The organism is Pseudomonas syringae pv. tomato str. DC3000 (assembly GCF_000007805.1).
In the GTDB taxonomy this organism is placed as follows: domain Bacteria; phylum Pseudomonadota; class Gammaproteobacteria; order Pseudomonadales; family Pseudomonadaceae; genus Aquipseudomonas; species Aquipseudomonas avellanae.
Genome location: NC_004578.1, coordinates 954,321 through 975,347, shown reverse-complemented (window position 1 = coordinate 975,347; position 21,027 = coordinate 954,321). Strand labels below are relative to the sequence as shown.

Annotated in this window: 13 protein-coding genes; 8 read left to right on the top strand and 5 right to left on the bottom strand. The window is 58.8% G+C overall.

Features of this window, described 5'->3' with window-relative positions; all coding sequences use genetic code 11:
• Positions 1-4 precede the first annotated feature (4 nt).
• Positions 5-511, top strand: a complete 507-nt coding sequence (locus PSPTO_RS04735) for a hypothetical protein (protein ID WP_011103337.1) — start codon at positions 5-7, stop codon at positions 509-511.
• Positions 512-635: 124 nt separating this feature from the next.
• On the opposite strand, the gene PSPTO_RS04730 is transcribed toward PSPTO_RS04735, so the two are convergent.
• Both PSPTO_RS04730 and PSPTO_RS04725 read right to left on the bottom strand, forming a co-directional pair.
• On the bottom strand, positions 636-1,136 hold the full coding sequence (locus tag PSPTO_RS04730; RefSeq protein WP_005769982.1) for a lipoprotein: 501 nt from the start codon (positions 1,134-1,136) through the stop codon (positions 636-638).
• 179 nt (positions 1,137-1,315) lie between these two features.
• On the bottom strand, positions 1,316-2,584 hold the full coding sequence (locus PSPTO_RS04725; protein ID WP_011103336.1) for an OmpP1/FadL family transporter: 1,269 nt from the start codon (positions 2,582-2,584) through the stop codon (positions 1,316-1,318).
• A 425-nt stretch (positions 2,585-3,009) separates the two neighbouring features.
• On the opposite strand from PSPTO_RS04725, the gene PSPTO_RS04720 reads away from it, so the two are divergent.
• Complete coding sequence (locus PSPTO_RS04720) at positions 3,010-5,979, top strand: autotransporter domain-containing protein (protein ID WP_046463799.1); 2,970 nt, start codon at positions 3,010-3,012, stop codon at positions 5,977-5,979.
• Between the two features lie 103 nt (positions 5,980-6,082).
• Here PSPTO_RS04720 and PSPTO_RS29850 read toward each other — a convergent pair whose 3' ends face one another.
• Together PSPTO_RS29850 and PSPTO_RS04715 are read right to left on the bottom strand one after the other, a co-directional pair.
• A complete protein-coding gene (locus PSPTO_RS29850) occupies positions 6,083-6,241 on the bottom strand; it encodes a hypothetical protein (protein ID WP_005769963.1) in 159 nt (52 codons plus the stop codon).
• 167 nt (positions 6,242-6,408) lie between these two features.
• Positions 6,409-7,986: a carbohydrate porin gene (locus PSPTO_RS04715; RefSeq protein WP_032639929.1), complete on the bottom strand. Its 1,578-nt coding sequence runs from the start codon at positions 7,984-7,986 to the stop codon at positions 6,409-6,411.
• Between the two features lie 167 nt (positions 7,987-8,153).
• Between PSPTO_RS04715 and PSPTO_RS04710 the strand changes: the two genes are divergently transcribed.
• The 6 genes from PSPTO_RS04710 to PSPTO_RS04685 all read left to right on the top strand — a co-directional run bounded on the left by PSPTO_RS04710 (position 8,154) and on the right by PSPTO_RS04685 (position 14,996).
• Positions 8,154-9,428 (top strand): ABC transporter substrate-binding protein, encoded by a 1,275-nt coding sequence (locus PSPTO_RS04710; RefSeq protein ID WP_011103332.1) that lies wholly within the window; start codon positions 8,154-8,156, stop codon positions 9,426-9,428.
• A 21-nt stretch (positions 9,429-9,449) separates the two neighbouring features.
• On the top strand, positions 9,450-10,412 hold the full coding sequence (locus tag PSPTO_RS04705) for a carbohydrate ABC transporter permease (RefSeq protein ID WP_005769959.1): 963 nt from the start codon (positions 9,450-9,452) through the stop codon (positions 10,410-10,412).
• Positions 10,409-11,251: a carbohydrate ABC transporter permease gene (locus PSPTO_RS04700; protein WP_007246155.1), complete on the top strand. Its 843-nt coding sequence runs from the start codon at positions 10,409-10,411 to the stop codon at positions 11,249-11,251. The genes PSPTO_RS04705 and PSPTO_RS04700 overlap by 4 nt, the downstream gene beginning before the upstream one ends.
• A gap of 27 nt (positions 11,252-11,278) precedes the next feature.
• Complete coding sequence (locus PSPTO_RS04695; RefSeq protein ID WP_011103331.1) at positions 11,279-12,424, top strand: ABC transporter ATP-binding protein; 1,146 nt, start codon at positions 11,279-11,281, stop codon at positions 12,422-12,424.
• Positions 12,421-13,923 (top strand): glycoside hydrolase family 32 protein, encoded by a 1,503-nt coding sequence (locus tag PSPTO_RS04690; protein ID WP_046463798.1) that lies wholly within the window; start codon positions 12,421-12,423, stop codon positions 13,921-13,923. Before PSPTO_RS04695 ends, PSPTO_RS04690 begins: the two co-directional genes overlap by 4 nt.
• 80 nt (positions 13,924-14,003) lie before the next feature.
• Positions 14,004-14,996 carry a LacI family DNA-binding transcriptional regulator gene (locus PSPTO_RS04685; protein WP_011103329.1) on the top strand — a complete coding sequence of 331 codons (993 nt, stop codon included), beginning with the start codon at positions 14,004-14,006 and terminating at the stop codon, positions 14,994-14,996.
• Positions 14,997-15,067: 71 nt separating this feature from the next.
• On the opposite strand, the gene PSPTO_RS04680 is transcribed toward PSPTO_RS04685, so the two are convergent.
• Positions 15,068-20,800 carry a hypothetical protein gene (locus PSPTO_RS04680; RefSeq protein WP_046463803.1) on the bottom strand — a complete coding sequence of 1,911 codons (5,733 nt, stop codon included), beginning with the start codon at positions 20,798-20,800 and terminating at the stop codon, positions 15,068-15,070.
• Positions 20,801-21,027: the final 227 nt, after the last annotated feature.

The window sequence follows — 21,027 nt, the reverse complement described above, 5'->3', positions numbered from 1 at the left end:
CGGCATGGGCAATTATTATTCACTGGCACGGCTAAAGGGTTTAGCGACTGCAATAACGATCATGGCAACGATGACCGCCTGCTCGACAGGGGGCGGTAATCCTCTTGGTGCGCTGGATTCGCTGACGGGCGATTCAAAGTATGCGCCCGAATTCATCAAGGCCAATATCATTGCCAATAAATCTACCAAGGCAAGTATCAGAGAAAAATTCGGCGCGCCTAACTCCGTACGCGATAACCTGGGTAATAATTCATCGACGTGGAGTTACGATCGCCGCGAATCCGGGCTAAACACAATAAAGAAAATGGCGATCAAGTACAGCAACCGTTATGGGTCCGGAACGGCCGCGTCAAGTGTTTTGCAGGGTGAGTCACGTGTGGGTGATGCCCAGGAAATACTGGACGACACAGGAACTGTCACAGGGTCCAACGCACCGGGACAGAAGACCGTAATCAATGAAATCGATATCGACTTCAAAGGTGATGTAGTGAGCAGCTTCAGGACCTACTGATAACACGGCAGCTCACCGCAACAACACACCGCACGCCGTCAAGCACTCTCGGTTGAATCACGCCATGACGGCTGAATCTTAAATAAAGCCGGTCATTACTCAAAATTACCGGCGATAAGCCGATCTATTTCTGCAGTGTAAACTCAGCCTTGTCAAAAGACAGCCAGCAGGAATCGTTGTCGGTCCACTTCGATTCGCTGGTGCCTAATACGCCTTTCATGAGAATCTTGTCGCCTTTCTTGAAGGCGCTTATCTTCTTCTTGTTGACCAACAGGTCATCGCGGGTCAAACCCTGGCCAGTGCATTTGGGATTGCGAGGGTCGCTGAATATGACAGCGATCTGATTTTGGCCGACGATTGTTCCTGTTTTGGTAATGCGCTGCACAACACCTGGAATAATCAATGTTCGGGCGTCCCATTTTTCTTTCGCGGTGACCTCGTTGGTTTGCCAATCGCCCCAGATTTCTGTCAACGTTGTTTCCTTGGCATCGGTCAGCCCTCTGAAATCTCCGCTTAGCACATCACCTGTCTGGTCAATTACACCATTAGTCACCGACATGGCCTGATCAAGACCTGCACACCCCGACAAAGCCAGAATCAATGGAAACAAGGCTACACTTTTCATTCACACACTCCGCTGGCTGGTTACTTATGTGCTCTACCCCCTATGTTGAAATAATGGAGGGCAAAAAACTTCGCACAAAATCGTAGCCACTGCGCAAAACGACATCAATAGTACAGGTGCACTACAACGCGCTGCTCCAGCGGCTGGAAACATGAAACATCACACATAACAACTGACGGTCAGAAACGATAGGTCGCGCCAACGCCGAGTAAATTCGCATGGCTCTGATACGTCGCACTGTAACTGCCTAGCGCATTGGCGCGGCTGACATCGACACTTTCTTCCTGAAGATAAGAGTAAGCCACATCAAGAGTCAGTTGCGGGGTGACCTCATAGCCAGCCCCGACGCTGAATACCTCGCGATCCCCTGTGGGTGTGCGTGGTGATCGATCAGTGTTGCTGGTCGGCGACTGATCGAACAGCACGCCTGCACGCAGTACCCACTGTTGATCCAGCCGGTAGGCCGTGCCGATGGCATAAGCCCATGTGTCGTGCCAGTTCAGGCCTTCCTGAATAGACCCCGTCAGTGCTGATGCCAGGGAGCCTCCCTGCGCAGCAGAAACGGGCTGATTACGAAGGCTCAGGTCCTGCATGCTGCTCCAGCCGGTTCGGGTAGCACTGGCATAAAGCGTCCAGGCGTCACTCAGTTTCTGAGTAACGGAAAGATCGTATGACTCTGGCGTGGCCACTTTCAACGTACAGTCATAGCGATTGCTGGCGAGCAACTGCGGTGGCGTCCCGGCACCGGTCGAGACCTGCGTATGGCAGCCAAGTTTGTAATCGACTTTGGAATGGTACGTCAGCCCCACACGCGTGGTGTCGGTCGCATTGAACAGCACGCCGATGTTGAAGCCTACCGCCGTGTCATCACCGCTGACTTTTACGCGCGTGTCGGCGATGGCGGGATTGAGCGTGATATCCGACTCCAGCGTCCCGGCAATTCGATTGAACGTGGGGCCTGCGCCAATCGACAACCTGTCGTTGAAGGCGTAGCTGACCGTGGGCTGCACTGTCACCACCTTGAGGTCGCTCTTGCTGGCAAACATGCGCCCCTGAAAGCCATTTTCATAGTCAGTCGACAAACCAAAAGGTGCATAGATACCCAGGCCAAACGCCCAGTGCTCATCGAGTTTCTGGGTGTAAAACCCGAATGGAACCGAGCTGAACGGCACCATGTCGCCGTCATTGCTGCCTCGTGAACGACCGGCTGCATGGCTGATGTCGGTCGATGCATCAACGAACGTGACACCTGCCGTGATTTGCCTGCCCTCAAGACGCGCCATACCCGCCGGGTTGCCATAGACCGTGCTGGCGTCCTGCGCCATTGAAGCGCGTCCGGCCTGACCGACGCCCATGCCGCTGATGCTCTGCTCGGTGCGCGCAAAACCGCCAGCAAGAATTTGGGAGGATGCCAGCGCAGCCGTGAGGCCAAGTGTTCTCTTGAGCATAGTAATTCTTATCTGCAGGATTCAGTGTTTATACGTGACGGGAACAGCTTCGCGGGCAACTTGCTTGGGCCACTGTCATCTTTCACGAGCGATGTTTAGTGCGCGCACGAGATTAAGTTGCGCAGAAGAAAACTTCTATAGTACACATGAGCTATTGAAATATTGCATGCCCGGTGTATCGGCCAACTCGCACTGTAGTGATTGGCCACTAGTACATGCGTGCTATTTTAATAACAACTTCGCCTCTCGATACTCCCGTTGTTGGCACCCTGCCGAACGGAAACGCTTAAGCCCTCAGGGCTGGCAGCCACCCTTGTGGTCTTTATGGAGTATCTGGAGTCGCTATGAACCCCTTATTTAGAATATCCCCCCTTGCCTTTGCGATTACTCTTGCACTGCTCCCGGAGGCCCATGCAGTTGACTATGTGCTCACTAACGGTCAGGACACCTTTAGCAGCGACCGCGTGATCGATGGCGCGATCGACGTCAATTCAACTGACGGCAACACCTCCACCCTCACGATCAACAGCGGCGCGACGGTGACCAGCGAAGGCGGCCGTATCGTGGGTCAAGCCAGCCGCACCGGCGTCAACATGGCTCAGGCCAACGTTGTAGTTGAAGGGGCCGGTTCGCGCTGGGTGGTGCCTCGTACCTCATTCGTGCTCGGTAACACCATCGTTGTCGGTGGTGTAGGCCAGGGCGACCTGACGGTTCGCAACGGGGGCCAGGTGTCGGTACGGGATCTGGATCTGGGTGACGTCAGTGGCGCCCGTTCTAATGCATTTTCGAACGCGACGCTGTCGGTGAGCGGCCAGAACTCCCTGGTCGACGCAGTCAACATCGAGGCCGGTGGAGTGTTTGTCTATCGCTCGAGCATCACGGCCAACGAGGGTGCCAGAATCAACAGCCAGCAGGTCGACATCGACTCGGTCGTCAGGCTTTCTGGTGCAGGAACGCGCTGGGACAACAGCGGCTCCTTCCGGAACAGAAACGACCTGACCCTCGAAAACGGCGCAGTGCTGACGAGTAACGAGCTGCGACTGGGTTCGGCCGTTGTCAACCGTAGCAATCAGGTCAATGTTACCGGACAGGGCACCCGCCTCGACGCGCAAACGTTGACGCTCGGCACCAGCATTGTCCGTACTTACCTGACGCTGGCCGACGGTGCCGAATTGAGCGCCACCAACGGTATGCTCATCAGCCTCGTGAACGACAGCAACACGGCGACGCGCGGTACGCTTGCCATCGGCGGCTCGGTCGCGGTGGACCCTGACCGTACCGATGTCGATTCCATGACTGCCGGCGCAGCTCAGGCGGCAGGCCGACTGAACCCGCAAACCGCCGTCAGCTTTGGCACCGGCAACGGTTCCCTGGCGTTCAACCATACCGACCCCGATCTGCAGTTCGCCAACACGCTGAACGGAACGGGTCGAGTGTATGCGTTCAGCGGAAACACTACGCTGAGCGGCGACACCTCGGGGTTAGCCGGTAGCGTCGTTGTACGCGGTGGGCGGCTGGTGTTGTCAGGGAACGTCGACCAGGTCAATCAGCGCGGCAACACGGCCACCACCCAAAGCGTTTCGCGGTTTAACGTAGGCAACGGCACCCTGGTGGTCAACGGCATTGCGGGCCGCACCGAGTTCGGAACCTACACCAATAGCGCTCAGGTACTGGACGGAGGTATTCTGGCTGGCGTCGGTCAAGTGGGCACCACCCAGGTCTCTGCCGGCGGTACGCTGTCGCCCGGCGAAAACGCCATCGGCGCACTGGCCATACAAGGCGACCTGGACATGGCCGCCGGCTCACGCTACGCCGCAGACATCGCCGGCGACGGCAGGGCAGACAAGATCAACGTGAGCGGCACAGCGACCCTGCGCGGTACGCAGGTAAACGTGACCGCGCTGGATCCAGCGCAAAGCTATCAGAGCGGCAGAACCTACACCCTGCTCTCCGCTCAGGGCGGCTTGGTCGACGGCGCTGCCGCAGGCACTGCCTATGCCCAGGCGCTGACCAACTCGGCGTTCCTGAATGTCGGGCTGCAACGCACCGCCAATGATCTGAATCTCACCATCGAGCAAAAAAGCGTAGAGCCGACTCCTACACCTACACCTACACCTACGCCAACTCCAACTCCAACTCCAACTCCAGAGCCCACACCGACGCCAACCCCGACTCCAACACCAACACCAGAGCCTGTACCGACGCCAACCCCTACACCCACTCCAGAACCTGCGCCAACGCCTGCTCCCGAACCTGCCCCTGCCCCGGGCATCTTTCAGACAGTCATGCTGACCCAGAACCAGTTCAATACCGCTGGCGCGCTAAGCGTACTGGCGCAAAGCGGCGAACCCCTGCGTCTCTACAACAACCTGCTGGTTCTGGACGCTGAAGGGGCTCGTGACGCTGCCGATCAACTGTCCGGCGACTACCACAGCAGCACCTCGACCGCCCTGATCGCCAACAGCCAGGTGGTCTCCGGCGTTCTGGGCACTCGTCTGCGCAATCTTCTGGATACGGGCACGCTGCGCATGCCAGCCATGGCACTCAATCTGATGCCAAGCGCACCGACCACTCAAAACGGCGCCTGGGTGCAGCCATTCGGCAACTGGACCAAGGTAGACGGCAATAACGGTGCCGGCGGTCTGCAACAAAGCACCGGCGGCCTGCTGTTCGGGGCGGACGGCAGCTTTACCCCTGACTGGCGCGGCGGCGTTTACGCCGGCTACAGCCGCTCGAAGTTCGATGCCGATAACCGCGATGCTGACGGCCACAGCGACAACTATCATCTGGGCCTCTACACCGGTGCTCAGATCGACGCTCTGCGCCTCAGCGCTGACGTCGGTTACACCTGGCACAAGCTGGAGAGTGAGCGGAATGTGGCGTTTGCCGGATTCAGTGACCACTTGACCGGCAAGCGCAACGCCCAGTCGCTGCAGGCCAGTGGCGAAGCGGCCTACCGCATACCGATTGGCCGCGTGGCCCTGGAGCCTTTCGCCGGCCTGTCCTACGTGCGCTACGATGCCAAGGACATGCACGAAAAAGGCGGACCAGCCGCTCTGGACGTGTCCAGCGATAAACAGGACACCTTCTTCTCGACGTTGGGTCTGCGCGCGTCGTCGAACATCGATGTGGCCAACATCAACACTCAGGTTTACGGCTCGCTGGGATGGAGACGCGCCTACGGTGACCTGGACCCGCGCAACATCCAGTCCTTCGCCGGCGGCCCGAACTTCGAAGTACAAGGGGTCGCTCAAGCCCGCAACACGGCCCTCACTGAAGTGGGCGCGAAACTGCGCTTGAATCAGCGCACCGACCTGGACCTGTCCTACCAAGGGCAGTTCGGTACCGACACGCGCTTCCATTCGGTTAACGCGGGGGTGACGGTCCGCTTCTGACCGTAGTTGCAACGTAGGGCTGGATAACACCCGACGGGTTGCAACGCTCACTTCAACAAGCACTGACCAAAAAGGCGTCCCGACGGACGCCTTTTTGCTGTGCTCAGACCTGCTCGTCGTCCTTGTCATCATCGTCATGCTTGAGTGCCGGCTTCAGGCCTGGCTGAGGCGCGTGCTCGGCATTGGGCGCGATTTCTTCGCCGTGGTTCTTTTTCTCTTGCTGAACTTTTTTGTCGTGGGCGACATTACGTGGGTCGGTCATGAGAATTCCTTGAGTGGGCAGAGGGTTCAAACACCCACCGACGCGATACGCTGGCTTTAGGCGTCGGGGCAAGATTTGGAGTCAGGCCGTGCGCAGGCGTTCAGTGCATTTCGCCCCTGTGCCCTGGTACTGCGAACGTTGCGGGCGCACATGCATGTCTTATAACGCTAGAACCAGGTTTCCATCTGGATTCCGAATTGCCATACGCCACCGGCGCTGAAGTCGCTTTTGCCGAAATTGCCGGTCGTGCTGTAGCGGTCCAGGTCCGAAGACCAGTTCATGAGGCTTGCGAACACGCGCAATTCGGGACGCGTGAGCAAGTCGCCCATGTCTGGCTTGAACGTCGGCGCAACCGTAAACTTCCAGAAGTTGCCATCGACTGCGTTGCGTTGCAGGTAGCCTTTGGGGTCCAGGTCCATGGTTTGCCAGCTCAGCTCGTAGGCCATCTCGAAGTTACTGTTGATCTCGTTGGCCAGGCGCATGTTCAGCGTGAGCCAGCGATAATCGTCGCCTTTGACATATCGGTCTTTGCTCTGCTCGGCCAGCAGGCTGGGGCCGATGCGCCATCCCGGCGCAACAGGGGTTTCGCCATATAGCGCCAGACGCACCGCGCGAGCGTCGTCGAGCAGTTCACCGTCCGAGCCGATGTCCTTGACCTGCGCCCCCAGACCTTGCCCATAGAGCAAAGCGGTCTTGAAGAAGCCTTCACGGCCGAAAAAGTCTTTCTGGTGATTGGCCAACATGGAGTGCAAGCCGGAATCTGCGGGCGTCGAACCGGCCTGATTGGTGCGAGTGCCAACGTCGTTTTTCTTCGCCCCAATGGCATTGAACATCCACTGCCACTGGCCACTGTCGAAGAATTGGTTGGAGGTCAGGATGTAGCTCTCTACATCAGCATCGACGCCGCCCTCACTGAAGTCTCCGTAGTTACGCCCGATCAGGGAATAGTTCGAGCGCCAGCCCTTGTTCATCTGAACATCGTAGATACCGCCGCCGGTCCCGGCCAGAAAGACCACATCCGAGTCCAGCCAGTGAATATCGAAATTATCCCTGTCGAATCGCTTGCCAGCCCACAGGGTAGCGTTCTCGAATACCGGGTTGCCTTTGAACGCGGCGATATGGTCGAGCTCGGTGAATACCTGCCGCACATTCAGGTTGCTCTCAGTGGCCGTCCAGTCGTTGTAGCTTTCCACTCCATCGGCGATGGAAACCGTGAATTTGGAACGCGTGCCGTTCTGCGCATAGATTTCTTTCGACAGGTCGAAGCGCATGTAGGTGTCGTCTTCGTTACCCAGTCGCCCGACCGCACCGCCGACTGAACCCGCCGGGGTCGTATAAGGCCCGCCGCGGCCGCCACCCAAACCGTCATTGATCAACAAGCCGGAACGGGCATAGCCCTTAAAGCTGAAGCCGTCGGTGAGATGCCCGGCACCGCTTGGCTTCTCCATGCTCAATTGGCGGGCTTCGAGTTTTGCCACGCGCTCATCCAGGGCAGGCGCCGGGCTGGCCGCCACAGTGGGTGCCACAGCAGGCGCCGCAGGCTGCAAAGCAGGGTTGGCCAGTTTGATTTGCTGCAACTCCCTGGCGAGCGCCTGGGTTTGCTGTTCGGCTGCGGCTGCACGCCTTTCAGCAGCACTGGCACGGGCTTCAAATGCAGCCATCCGTTCTTCCAGAGTCGCTGCCTGAGAAACCGCCGTCGAGGTGCCGAGCACGCCTGCGAGTACCCATCTTGATGCGTTCTGCATGTGGACTTCCTGTTTTGTTTTTATTGTTTTGGTGACGTTGGCCAAGCTTTTTTCCTTCAGCGCAGAATTGTGCGAATCGAAGAAAAAAGGGTGCCACATCGAAAATACGCTGTTACATTGACGATGTTAACGTTAACTTTTATAAAAACAAAAATAAAGAGGGCTCTATGAAACAGCTGAAATCTCTTCTTCCTGTGGCGCTGCTCACCCTGTCTGCGGGGTTCTCTGCGCTGTCCAACGCAGCAAATCTGACGATCTCGTGCGGGGCCGTCGGAGCAGAATTGCAACTGTGCAAAGAGGCTGTTGATAGCTGGTCGAAACAGACCGGCAATGACGTCCAGGTGGTCTCCACGCCTAACTCGGCAACCGAGCGCCTGTCGTTCTACCAGCAAATTCTCAGTGCCAAGTCCACCGACATCGACATCATTCAAATCGACATGGTGTGGCCCGGCATGCTCGCCAAACACCTGACGGATCTGCGCGAGCTACTTCCAGCGGATGCGACACAAGGCTATTTCCAGGCTCAGGTGGACAACGCCACCGTTGACGGCCGGCTGGTAACGATGCCCTGGTTCACCGACTCGGGGCTGCTGTATTACCGCAAGGATTTGCTCGACAAGTACCAAAAGCCGGTTCCCCAGACCTGGGAGGACATGACGGCCACCGCCAGGCACGTGCAACAGGCCGAACGCGGGGCAGGAAACGCCAATATGTGGGGTTATGTCTTCCAGGGGCGCGCCTATGAGGGCCTGACGTGCAACGCCCTGGAATGGATCAGCAGTCAGCCGGAAGGCGGGGTGATCAACCCGAAAGGGGACATTGTGGTGAACAGTACCGCCTCGAAAGCCGCGCTGACCCTGGCGAAAAGCTGGGTCGGCGACATTTCTCCACGCGGCGTACTCAACTATACCGAGGAAGAGGGGCGCGGCGTATTCCAGTCGGGAAATGCACTGTTCATGCGCAACTGGCCCTATGTCTGGGCGTTGGTGCAAAGCCCGGACAGCGCGGTAAAAGACAAGGTCGGCATCGCCCCCCTGCCCCGCGGCGGAGCCAACGGCACCCACGCCTCCACACTCGGAGGCTGGGGCCTGGCAGTTTCGCGGTACAGCGCCAACCCCAGGCTTGCGGCAGAGCTGGTTGCCTACCTGACCAGTGCCCGAGAGCAAAAACATCGTGCACTGGCAGGCGCTTACAACCCGGTGATCGAGTCGCTTTATAACGATCCCGAATTGCTCGCAACAATGCCTTACTACAACCAGTTGCACGGCATCCTCGCCAATGGAGTGATGCGCCCCGCCGCCATCACAGGCAGCGGCTACCCACGCGTATCCAACGCGTTCTTTGACCGGGTGCATAGCGTGCTGGCGGGCGATTTGCCGGTCGATCAGGCACTGCTTGAACTGGAAACCGAACTGACGCGCATCAAACGCCGCAACTGGTAAGCCACACGCAAGGAAATCATCATGCCTGCCTCTTCTATCGACTTCCCCCGTGACGACGTTCTCATTACCCGGGAAACGCCTGTACAACGTCGCAGGGTGCGCGCTGCATGGCTGTTTCTGACGCCGATGCTGGTGTGCCTGACGCTGGTGGCGGCCTGGCCGCTACTGCGCACATTCTGGTTCAGCCTGACCAACGCCGACCTGTCGGACACAGAAAGCAGCTCGTTCGTCGGCCTGAGCAATTACCTGTTCTACGACGGTGCCATCTGGTCAGGCGTGCTGGTCGATCCGCAGTGGTGGAACGCAGTGCGCAACACCTTGCATTTCACGGTGGTGTCGGTAGGTCTGGAAATGGTCCTGGGGCTGTTGGTCGCGTTGCTGCTGAACGTCAAGTTTACCGGCCGCGCGCTGGTTCGTGCGCTGATTCTGATCCCTTGGGCGATTCCGACCATTGTCTCGGCGAAGATCTGGTCATGGATGCTCAATGACCAGTTCGGCATCATCAACCACCTGATGCTGAGCCTTGGCTTGATTGACGCGCCTTTGGCCTGGACGGCAGATGCGGACCTGTCGATGTGGGCCGTCATCATCGTCGACGTCTGGAAGACCGTGCCCTTCGTCACCCTGCTGATGCTGGCCGCCCTGCAGATGCTGCCGAGCGATTGCTACGAAGCCGCCAGGGTCGATGGCATTCATCCGTTGCGGGTGTTCTGGCGTGTCACCTTGCCGCTGCTGATGCCTGCCTTACTGGTTGCGGCGATCTTTCGCATCCTCGATTCACTGCGGGTATTCGACGTCATCTATGTCCTGACCTCCAACTCTTCGAGCACCATGAGCATGTCGGTCTATGCCCGCCAGCACCTGGTGGAGTTTCAGGACGTGGGCTATGGCAGCGCAGCCTCTACCTTGCTGTTTCTGGTCGTGGCCGTGATTGCCATGCTTTATCTGTACCTCGGACGTCGTCAACTGGAGGTGCGCTCATGAACCTGCGCCGACTGAAAAAAGCACTACTGCGCCTGGGCTTCTGGTGCCTTGTCGGGATCTTGCTGTGCTATGCAATCTTCCCGTTCTACTACGCCATCCTGACGTCGCTCAAGCCCTCCAGTGCCTTGTTTGAGGCGAGCTACTGGATCACCAAAGCCGACTTCTCCAACTACGCGGCGGTCCTCAGCCAGGCTTCATTCCTGCAGGCCATTGCGAACTCGCTGGTGGTTTCGCTGTGCGTGGTGATGCTCGCGCTGTTTCTCGGCCTGACGGCGTCCTATGCCTTGGGCAGGGTCAGGTTCCGTGGGCGCGGCACGGTCCTGATGATGGTGCTCGGCGTGTCCATGTTTCCACAGGTTGCGGTGCTGTCGGGTCTGTTTGAAGTGATCCGCGCGCTTGGACTCTATAACACCTCGTGGGCGCTGATCCTCAGCTACACGATTTTCACCCTGCCCTTCACCGTCTGGGTGCTGACCACCTTCATGGGGCAATTGCCGCATGAACTGGAAGAGGCAGCCATCATGGACGGCGCCTCGCCCTGGGTCACCCTGACCCGCGTGCTGTTGCCGCTGCTGTGGCCCGCCCTGGTCACCACCGGTCTGCTGGCTTTTATTGCCGCGTGGAACGAATTCCTGTTTGCCCTGACTTTCACCCTGACAGACGCCCAACGCACGGTGCCGGTCGCCATCGCCCTGATTTCGGGTGGCAGCTCCCATGAATTGCCTTGGGGCCTGCTGATGGCGGCGTCGGTGCTGGTGACCGTCCCGCTGGTGATTCTGGTGCTGATTTTCCAGCGCCGCATCGTTTCCGGCCTCACTGCCGGCGCTTTAAAGGGTTGATGCACAACCATGACAAGGAACAGCATCATGATGAAATTGAAGCTAGCCAACATCGACAAGCAATTGGGCGGCATGCGCATTCTGCGCGACGTCAGCCTGGAGATCGCTGCAGGTGAGTTCGTTGTGTTCGTCGGCCCGTCTGGCTGCGGAAAGTCGACGCTGCTGCGCTTGATCGCCGGACTGGACTCGATCTGTAGTGGCGACCTGCTGATCGACGGACGACGGGTCAATGACCTGGAACCGCGCGAGCGTGGTGTCGGTATGGTCTTTCAGTCCTACGCGCTGTACCCGCACATGAGCGTCTACGACAACATCAGTTTTGGTCTCAAGCTGGCCAAGACAGAAAAAAGCAGCCTGCGCGAGCGCGTGCTGAAAACCGCACAGATTCTGCAACTGGACAAACTCCTGCAGCGCAAACCCAAGGAACTGTCCGGTGGGCAGCGTCAGCGGGTAGCAATGGGCAGAGCCATGGCGCGGGAACCGGACATTTTGCTGTTCGACGAACCGCTCTCCAACCTCGATGCGTCGTTGCGGGTGCAGATGCGCAACGAAATCGCGCGGCTGCATAAGCGGCTGGGCTCGACCATGATCTATGTCACGCACGATCAGGTAGAGGCAATGACCCTGGCGGACAAGATTGTCGTGCTCAACGGCGGTCAGGTCGAACAGGTTGGCTCACCACGCGAACTCTATGAGCGTCCCGCCAGCCGCTTCGTGGCCGGTTTTCTGGGCTCACCGAGAATGAATTTTCTGCCAGTACGCTTGCAGGCACCAGGCCGCAACAGCCTGATCGATGTCCCGGCACTGGGCATGACGTCCCTGCCCTTTGACAGCTCGAACCTCGCCAACGGTGCGCAATTGACCCTGGGTGTTCGTCCGGAACACATCGCCCTGACGGCTGCGAACAACGGTGTTGGCGTCATGGTGACCGGTGTCGAATACCTGGGCAGCGAGGTTTACGTGCACCTGGCTACCGGCGAGAGCGAACCCTTGATTTGTCGCTGCGATGCCAAGGCTGGTTGGCAGGCAGGCGACCAGGTCGCGCTGCAACTGGATGACAGCAACCTGCACGTGTTCGACGCCGATGGCCTGGCCCTGAAGCGTCATGCAGACGCCGGTCAGCAGCTGACACCCGGCACCACGCCGCACCTCGTACAAGCAGGCACCCTATGAGTTTTTCTGTAAATGCCATGAGCAACCCGATGTCTCCCGCCCTCGAGCGCGCGCACCATGCGCTTGAGGAGGGTCTGTCGCAGGTCATCCACGATTATCGACCCGGTTATCACCTGGCCCCGCCTGCGGGCTGGATGAACGACCCGAACGGCGTGGTGTACTTTCGCGGCGAATACCACGTGTTCTATCAGCACCACCCCTTTGACGCGAAATGGGGCCCGATGTACTGGGGCCACGCCAAAAGTGCTGATCTGGTCCATTGGCAGCACCTGCCTATTGCGTTGGCACCGGGCGATGACTTCGATCGGGACGGCTGTTTTTCCGGCAGCGCCGTGGTGTGTGGCGATACCCTGGCGCTGATCTACACCGGGCACACCTGGCTGGGAGAGGTGGGCGACGAGCGTTTTATCCGTCAGGTGCAGTGCCTGGCCACCAGTCTAGACGGCATCAACTTCGTCAAACACGGCGCCGTTATCGACAGCCCGCCGCAAGACACGATCATTCATTTCCGTGACCCGAAGGTCTGGCAGCAGGATGAGCACTGGTACCTGATTGCCGGCGCGCGCCTGGGTGACAAGCCGCTGCTGCCGCTGTATCGGTCTGCAGACCTGCACGCCTGGGAATTGGTGAGCTATGTATCCAGTGGCAACGAAGGCGATGGATATATGTGGGAATGCCCTGACCTGTTTCGCCTTGATGGGCGCGACGTACTGCTTTACTCCCCGCAAGGCATGCCGGCCCAGGGCTACGAGCGGCTGAACAAATTCCATACCGGCTACCGAGTGGGCCAAATCGACAGCCAGTGGCAGTTCAGCGGCGGGCCTTTTATCGAACTGGATAACGGCCACGACTTCTATGCGGCGCAAACCCTCGTGGCTGCCGATGGCAGACGTCTGGTGTGGGCGTGGCTCGATATGTGGGAAAGCCCGACGCCCACTACCGCGCATCACTGGCGCGGAATGCTCGGCCTGCCACGCGAACTTGAAGTGCGCGACGAGCGCCTTTGCGTGCACCCCGCACGCGAACTGACGGGGTTACGCCATGCGTCAGTGCCAGGCACCCCGTGGTGGAGCGAGCCGGGTACCCGGTGGGTGACCGAGGTGCGGGGCGACCTGCTCGAAATACATGTGCATCTGGACCTGCTCGACTGCCTGGAAGGCCATTTGGGCGTGGCACTGCGTTGCAGCGCAGATGGCAAGGAGCAGACTCTGCTTTATTACGATGCCTCGCTAAAACGCTTGATCCTGGACCGCGACCCGTCGGGCTCCCACGTCAGCGGTCAACGCAGCGTGGCAATAGACCCCAAACAGGGCCAACTGGAACTGCGCGTGTTCCTTGATCGATCATCGATCGAAGTATTCGACAAAAACGGCAGCTTCTCCCTTAGCAGCCGACTTTATCCACAGGCCGACAGCCTGGGGGTGAAACTGATTGCCAACGGGACAGGAGGCCGGGTCTGCATTGCCAACGCATGGACACTCGCCTCGGGCTACCGGTAGGCCGCATCATTGACGTCGCGAAAAAAATCAGGCCTCTGTAGCATGACAATCATCAGTCAACCTGACAGGCCCCGCCTCGCATGACCTCAGTTAAAGACGTTGCACGATTGGCCGGTGTGTCCCTGATGACGGTGTCTCGAGCGCTCAATAATCCGGAAAAACTGAGCCCCGAGACGTATCAGCGCGTCCGTAGCGCGATTGACGAGCTGCAATTCGTACCCAGCCTGTCGGCGCGCAGGATTCGCGGTGACAACTTGCAGACACGAACCATCGGAGTGTTTGCCCTGGACACCGCGACGACACCGTTTGCGGTCGAGCTGCTGCTGTCAATTGAGCAGACCGCGCAGCAAGCAGGCTGGAACGTGTTTATCCTCAACCTGCTGAGCAACCCGCCCACCGACCAGAATATCGACCTGATGCTGTCGCACCGACCCGACGGGTTGATCTTCAGCGCCATGGGGTTGCGTGAAGTGAGTATTCCTCAGCGCCTGAAGAGCAAACCGCTGGTGCTTGCCAATTGCGTAGCCGATGACAGCAGCCTTGTCAGTTATGTGCCGGATGACGAAACAGGTCAGTACCGCGCCTTGCACCACGCGTTCAACCAGGGTTATCGACGCCCGCTGTTTATCAACCTGCCAAAACAGAGCCTGGCCTGGGAAATCCGGCAAGCGGGTATGCAGCGTGCCTGCCTGGCATTCGGCTTGGCTGCAGACGAACACATGCAGTACAACCTGTCCGAACATGACGCCTATTGGGAAACCGCCGCCATCCTCGAACGGCACATGATCGATGGCCGTCCGCAGTTCGACATTCTGGTCTGCGGCAATGACCGCATTGCCTTCTGCGCCTACCAGTTGTTGCTGGGTCGAGGCCTGAAAATCCCCGCAGATGTCGCCGTACTGGGTTATGACAACATGATCGGCATCGCCGAACTGTTCATCCCTGCGCTGACCACAGTGCAGTTGCCGTATTACGAAATCGGGCGCAATGCCGCCCGGCACTTGATAGAAGGCCTCGACGTATCGGGAACTCAGCCAGTGGATTGCCCGCTGGTGGTCAGGGAATCGTTATGAACGAGGTGCATGACAAGAAAGCGACCATCAGGTCGCTTTCTGTGTTTTGCCAGGGAGAAGCGCAATAACCTCTACACGTTATCGAGTTCGCCCCACGCCCTGTCACGCACGGCGTCGCTGAAGCTGCGCTCACCTTCGAGGGCAGCGCGGCTCGCCTGATCCAGGCGTTTGGCGGTAGCCTCCATCGCCTGCCGCTCGCCGAGCAAATCGGCGCGCAACCGCTGCAGCACTGAGGTGGTCAATTGAAGTTCCATTTCCAGCTCTTCGCTATCCAGACCGCCCTCCTGAACACCGCTTTCACGCTGCCTTAGCAGCGCGTCCCGGCGAGCGACCAGATCATTCACTTGCGATGAGACCCTGTTAAGTTCAAGCCCTGTGGCCGTGCCCGCTTCCACCCCTCTGCCCGCCAGTGTTTCCAAGGCATGCCCGAGCGAACGCCGACGTTTTTCAACAGAGAGCAGTTGAGCCAGCGCCGGGTCTTGCTCTTGAGTGGCCTGCTTGCCAGGTATCGTGTACACCTTTTCGCTGGCCTGATGCATGGCACTTATAGCGTCATCCAGCGCCTGATGATGTCGCTGGAGCGACGCAAATGTACCGCGCACACGTCCTCCATCGACGTCGCGGTCATCAATTTCAGGTAATGGCAATTCAGGAATGCGCAAAAGCAGCCTGTCTAGATGCGCGGACGCGATCCCATAAGCCTGCTGGAACGAACTGATAGCATTCGCCTCACGCTCATGCGCGGTATTCATGCGCTGGACTTTAACCTCAAGTTGTCGCGCGATGTCACTCGTTGTCAGCGCAGCAGCATCCACTGCGGTGCGCAACGGCGACTCTTTGCGCGGCGAAGGGGGGCCATACGCAACCTCCCCGGCCTGGGTTCTCTGCCCCAGGGCCTGAATACCGGATTGCTGTAATGCCCGTAACGGCGACTGCAATGCCCTGTTTCCGGCCTCCAGCAACTCAACCCCTTGCAGACCGTCATACAGACCGTATCGGAACTGGATTTCCGCCTCGAACAACTGATGCGATGTCGCGCCTGTGGCCGACACATTCAGCAGCGGCAGCCCTATTCTTGAGGTCACGGGGTTTTCATCGGTGTTATGTACGGCGATCGCCGCCAGCCGATAAAGGTCAGGCGTGGTTTTGATCTTGTCCAGAACGCCGCGCCAATTCAATTCACTTCCCGAGGGTCCCTGCAAACCGAGCGCACGTGCCGATGCCTGCTGCTCGCGCGCCAGTAGCGCGTCATTGATGGCGAACCTCGCCTGAGGGCGCATCTCAAAAACGTAGCGCACCTGATTGACCTTGGGCAACGACTGGAAACTCAGCATGACCTGATCGAGACCCGGCACCTTGCGACGCAGCTCCGCCAGATCGTTCAGCTTGCTGCCAAGCCCCAGATGACCGATGGCGTGAAAGACCACCGTTTCCAGCGATTCACGACCGAACAGGTTGAATTCCACACGCGCGCCGGGAATGGCTCGGGCGTGATTCTGGACGGCGCTTTGTTCCTGCTGACGCAACTGATGCAGCATCTCCACGATCGAGGCGCGCTCAATTTCGGAACTCGCCCGCCATACGCTGTTGCCGGCGTTCGACATTTCTCTCGCGGCATCGAAACGCTGACGGTGCAATGCCTTTCCGTCCATTGCACCGACGGCTTCCACGCTACGCGCCTTCGCACCTTGTATGCGGTCAATCACCTGTTTGATGGTCGCGATACGCTCACCGGGCCTGGTGGGGTAATCGAGCGCGCCCAACTCTGCGATATTGTCAGGAAAGGCTTTGGCAAGGCGCTGGCGCATCTGGCTCCACTCCCCGGCCGTAACAGGCTTGGCAACTTCGGTATCGAAGGTGCGTTTATAGCTGGCCGTCGACAGGAAGGGGCCACGGCGCTTGTCGTCAACCACAGCATCGGTCGGCAACTGCACATCGCTTGACGCGACGCGGATGCCGGCGAGTTGCAGATTGCCGTTTCCAGTGGACGCATTTATCAACTTTTGGGGGTTATCGCCCAGCGCGGAAGACAGCGCGCCTCCCAGATTCAGGCCGCTATTGAATTCAAGATTGAAATCCGTGCGGCCCTGAAATTCCAGACCGATAATATCGGCCCAGGCGTGATCCAGGTGCAACTCCATTTGCCCCCAGTGCGCGCCAGCCTGAGCCGTCCCGCCTACCGACAACGACCCTGACGCGGTGCTGCGCCGATTGTCTGGGCCAGAGACGGCCGCATCTGCCGTCGGTTTCTGTGGCCCATATTTCTGGCTCAGGCTGAATGGCGATACGCTGACGTTCGCCCCCACAGAGGCATTCACATTGGTTTCAAACAGATCAAGACCAATCGAACCACCGTTCACACCGGTGCGCAGGATTTGGGTGGTATCGGGATGGTTGACATCGAATAACAGCCGCACGAAATCGGAGATCGTCGACGGTGCGATGATCACGGCGGCGCCCTGACCATGCTGGTACGCGCCGGAAATACCCAGGTTGGTAGAGCCTCCCCACGTCGAGTTCATCGAGCGACCCGGTCGCGAATCAATAACACGGCCGCCAGTGCCGGGGCCTGGCTTGAAATCGATTCCGATCCCTGACGTCGCAGATACAGAGGCTTTGGCGTGGCGCACAAAAAACGCGACCAACCCGGCATCGCCGTCCTTGCCATCGCCGATGCGCTCTACGCCGAGCACTTGAAGCGCCTCGCCAGTCACGCCGACGCTGAACGCATTGAGATGTTTCCAGTCAGCCGATCCCAACGAACCGCGCAGTTCCAGACCACGCGACTGCGTCGAAAAGAAGGTGCTCCGGTTGAACAGATCCAGGAGTAAGTCGGACATGCGCGCCGCCATTTCGTCCGGCGCGGCATCGGGTGGCAAGCCAAGATTTTTGAGCAACTGGGTGCGGCGTGCCGAGCCCGGTAACGATATCTGTTCGCGAAACGTCGTCACCACATCATCGAAGGCCGCTAATTGACCCCACGAAGACAGACCGAGTTTGCACAATGCAGCAAGCCTGGCATCTTGCTGAAGTCGCTCCGCCATTTCCAGCGCCTGCGCGTCGGTACTGCTCAACAGCGCATCATAGTCCACCAGACCTGCAATCAATCCTGCTGTTCTCAAGCCGTATGGCGCCTGGCTGTGGGCGCTGTCAACGCTTCCATCATCTGCCGGCAAGCGTACGCCAGCGCGCATCATTTTTTCGCTGACCTCGCACAAAACGCTCAACAACTCAGCTTCACGTTCGCTCATACGATCCGCATTCAGCGCCGCGCCGCCAGCCAACGCGTTGATACTTAGGTTCAAGTCCGGAAAAATATCTTCCGATCTGGATAATCCAGCGGAAGACAGCGCCTTATCCACTCGCGAATGCTGCCGTCGCCATAGCTCGGCCAGCCGGAACGTTGGTGTCGATGTCGTCGAAACAAGACCGTGCGCACTGTCGCTGTCGCCCATATCGCCCATGATCACCCCTTCATGAAAGCCGATCTTGCGCAAGTCGCGTAACAGCGCTTCCAGCTTCCCCTCTCGCAGCGTCAACAAGCGTTGCGTTTGCTGATGTGACAGCCCGAATCTTTCTCCGTCCGACGGCCCTACGGCTGAAGCGACGCGCACTTGCGCGAGTGACGGCAGATGCTCAAACAGTATTTTTCCTGATGTATAAGCCTGTTTCGCCTCATTATGGAAACTGGCCAGGCGCTTCTCCTGAGGCGTTGGCGGCAGTACAACACCCAAGGTATGCGCCATTGCCCGCATCGTGCTGTTCGCCGCTGCGCCCACTACATCTCTCGCCAACGCGCCTACCTGAGCGCGGGTCGTATCAACCACTGCCTGTAGGCTCGACGCCATCGTCAACGGGTTGTTGGCTGTTGTCCCCGCCAGCGTCGTAACCACCGATGCGTCATGATGCGGTGTGCTGATACGACTGGCTTGCTGCTGATTGGCGAGGGCGTTGCTACCCGCCAGGAAATTCGCCGACGGCGCCTCATCCCCCTCTGGTTCAGGTTTTACGCGGGCAGGTAAGCGCTGATTATCGTGCGACGTCATTGATGGCAGCAACGTATGCCAGTTTTCTCCCAGCTGCACTTGTATTTGCCCCGTGCGAGTAGCGCGAAGACTTGAAGGGTGAACAATACCCGGCAGAATTATCGGCACCGGCTCCCAGTCATCTTTCGCACTCAACCGTTTCAACTGGGGGCGCTGGCTATGGGGATGATGCAGCACCAGTAACTGATCGTTGAGCCCTACGGCGATGGCGATGGGGCGCTGCAACGTGGGAAGTCGGCGGGCTGGGGTGTCCGCATCGGCAGCCATTAATCGCCCCGAATCCGTCAGCGCGACGACCCGGCGATTACCGTGAACCGCCAGCGCCTGTACAGGCTCGTCAAACTGCGCGATCGGGCTGGTGCGTAACGCTACCGTATCCGGTATCACCGCCAAAGGCCCGCCCGCAGGGTGACGCGGAAGCTCGGCATCGCTCGGCAACCAGGATGTACGCCCCTCCAGTTTCAACTCGACCACCTGCCGGGCATCCCCCACTAAAGCGAAAACCGGTTTCCTGTCGATAAATCCCAGCGGGCTGGAATAAAGAGCAGTCAAACCCGTCAGCGGTTCGCCGCCCGACTGCTTTAGCCGTTCCCATGACTGATCGGGAGCCGCTTTATAATGCAGCACGCCATCGATATGCCCCAGTTGAGCATGACCATCAAGCTGAACGTGCGACTGCACCGCGGCCTCCGACGGAACATGCAGCCCTTCGGTATAGAGCAGCAGCAACGGGCGATCCAGCAGGTACGCAGGACGAAACAGCGCCTCGCCCGGTGCTCGCTGCAAGCTCATGCGACGCCCGTTCTGATCCTGCAGCATCAGATGAACAGTGTCGTCTCGGGACAATCCCATGGCGGTCACGGCCCAACCTTTACCCTGCGCAAAGTCAGCAGGTAATTTCAGCCGGTGGGCTTCAACAGCGCCTGTGCCTTTCAGATCAGCGTGATAAATACGTCCCTTGTCATCAAGGATCAGTGCAGCGGTGCCACCCGGTAACGGCAGCAAATCAACGGGGCGCGCCGGACTCTGCTCGCGCCCCGGCGCGCCAGCTTTTGGCCGCCAAAGCTCGATTGGACGGGAAATGCCATTCGAATGAAGCGCGCCTTCATGCAGCCCATGCACCTCGCCACCGGCGCCAATGCGTACCGCCGCACCTTCAGGAAGGTTTTCGGTGGTCACGGACTCGGCGGCAGTTTCGGTCAAGCGCCACAGTTGGCTGCCGTTATGCAGATAGACTCCACCATCGGCCTGCAAACCGGCCATTCGCAGGGGCTCTCGGGGATTGATGCCTGGCAGCGTCAACGGCGCCCAGCGCTCTTCCATATTGGCGGTATGCACCACACCGCCACGCTCCAGATAGGCTCGATCATGGGAAGACTGCCAGATTCCGGTTAGCAACCCTATTGGCGGTTCGGCAAGCCGGGCAGCCACAGCATCAGCAGTTATGTCCCCGCTGATGCCATGTTCCATCTCGGGGTGGACCGTCAAAACGGCCATCAACATCCCCGGCACCGAGGTGAAAAACGCCTCATTGCGCGGCGCCAGCGGCTCATGATTCACGGGGGTGTAACGCACCAGTTTGCCATCGTTATCAAGACTGGTTTCGCTTTGAACCGAGGGGCGCTTTGCCAGCCAGGCATTAATGACACTCTCGCCATCGGCATGACTTCTGACACGAACATGCTTTCCACGTTGCGACGGCACCGCTTGCAGTTCGAGCACCTGACTGTTCAAACTGGCATGCGGCCGATTTCGCATGCCGCCCTTGCGGGACGACTCGCTTAAATCAACCAGATGCACAGGCTCCGGTAACTGAGGGGGACTGTTCGCGGGGGAAACACTGTCCGCATGATGAGAGAGAGGGTTGGCAGTAAATCCGGAAGAGGTAACCTTGACCATCGTTATTATTAAACTCCTGTATATAAATTTACATCCCGTTTATTACCCACGAAGCACCAACGGCATCATGCCGAAGAGGACGCGGT

Coding starts and splice junctions, on each gene's coding strand:
- PSPTO_RS04690 (WP_046463798.1), top strand. CDS start 12,421: ATGAGTTTTTCTGTAAATGCCATGAGCAACCCGATGTCTCCCGCCCTC.
- PSPTO_RS04725 (WP_011103336.1), bottom strand. CDS start 2,584: ATGCTCAAGAGAACACTTGGCCTCACGGCTGCGCTGGCATCCTCCCAA.
- PSPTO_RS04705 (WP_005769959.1), top strand. CDS start 9,450: ATGCCTGCCTCTTCTATCGACTTCCCCCGTGACGACGTTCTCATTACC.
- PSPTO_RS04730 (WP_005769982.1), bottom strand. CDS start 1,136: ATGAAAAGTGTAGCCTTGTTTCCATTGATTCTGGCTTTGTCGGGGTGT.
- PSPTO_RS04680 (WP_046463803.1), bottom strand. CDS start 20,800: ATGCGAAATCGGCCGCATGCCAGTTTGAACAGTCAGGTGCTCGAACTG.
- PSPTO_RS29850 (WP_005769963.1), bottom strand. CDS start 6,241: ATGACCGACCCACGTAATGTCGCCCACGACAAAAAAGTTCAGCAAGAG.
- PSPTO_RS04715 (WP_032639929.1), bottom strand. CDS start 7,986: ATGCAGAACGCATCAAGATGGGTACTCGCAGGCGTGCTCGGCACCTCG.
- PSPTO_RS04735 (WP_011103337.1), top strand. CDS start 5: ATGGGCAATTATTATTCACTGGCACGGCTAAAGGGTTTAGCGACTGCA.
- PSPTO_RS04700 (WP_007246155.1), top strand. CDS start 10,409: ATGAACCTGCGCCGACTGAAAAAAGCACTACTGCGCCTGGGCTTCTGG.
- PSPTO_RS04695 (WP_011103331.1), top strand. CDS start 11,279: ATGATGAAATTGAAGCTAGCCAACATCGACAAGCAATTGGGCGGCATG.
- PSPTO_RS04685 (WP_011103329.1), top strand. CDS start 14,004: ATGACCTCAGTTAAAGACGTTGCACGATTGGCCGGTGTGTCCCTGATG.
- PSPTO_RS04710 (WP_011103332.1), top strand. CDS start 8,154: ATGAAACAGCTGAAATCTCTTCTTCCTGTGGCGCTGCTCACCCTGTCT.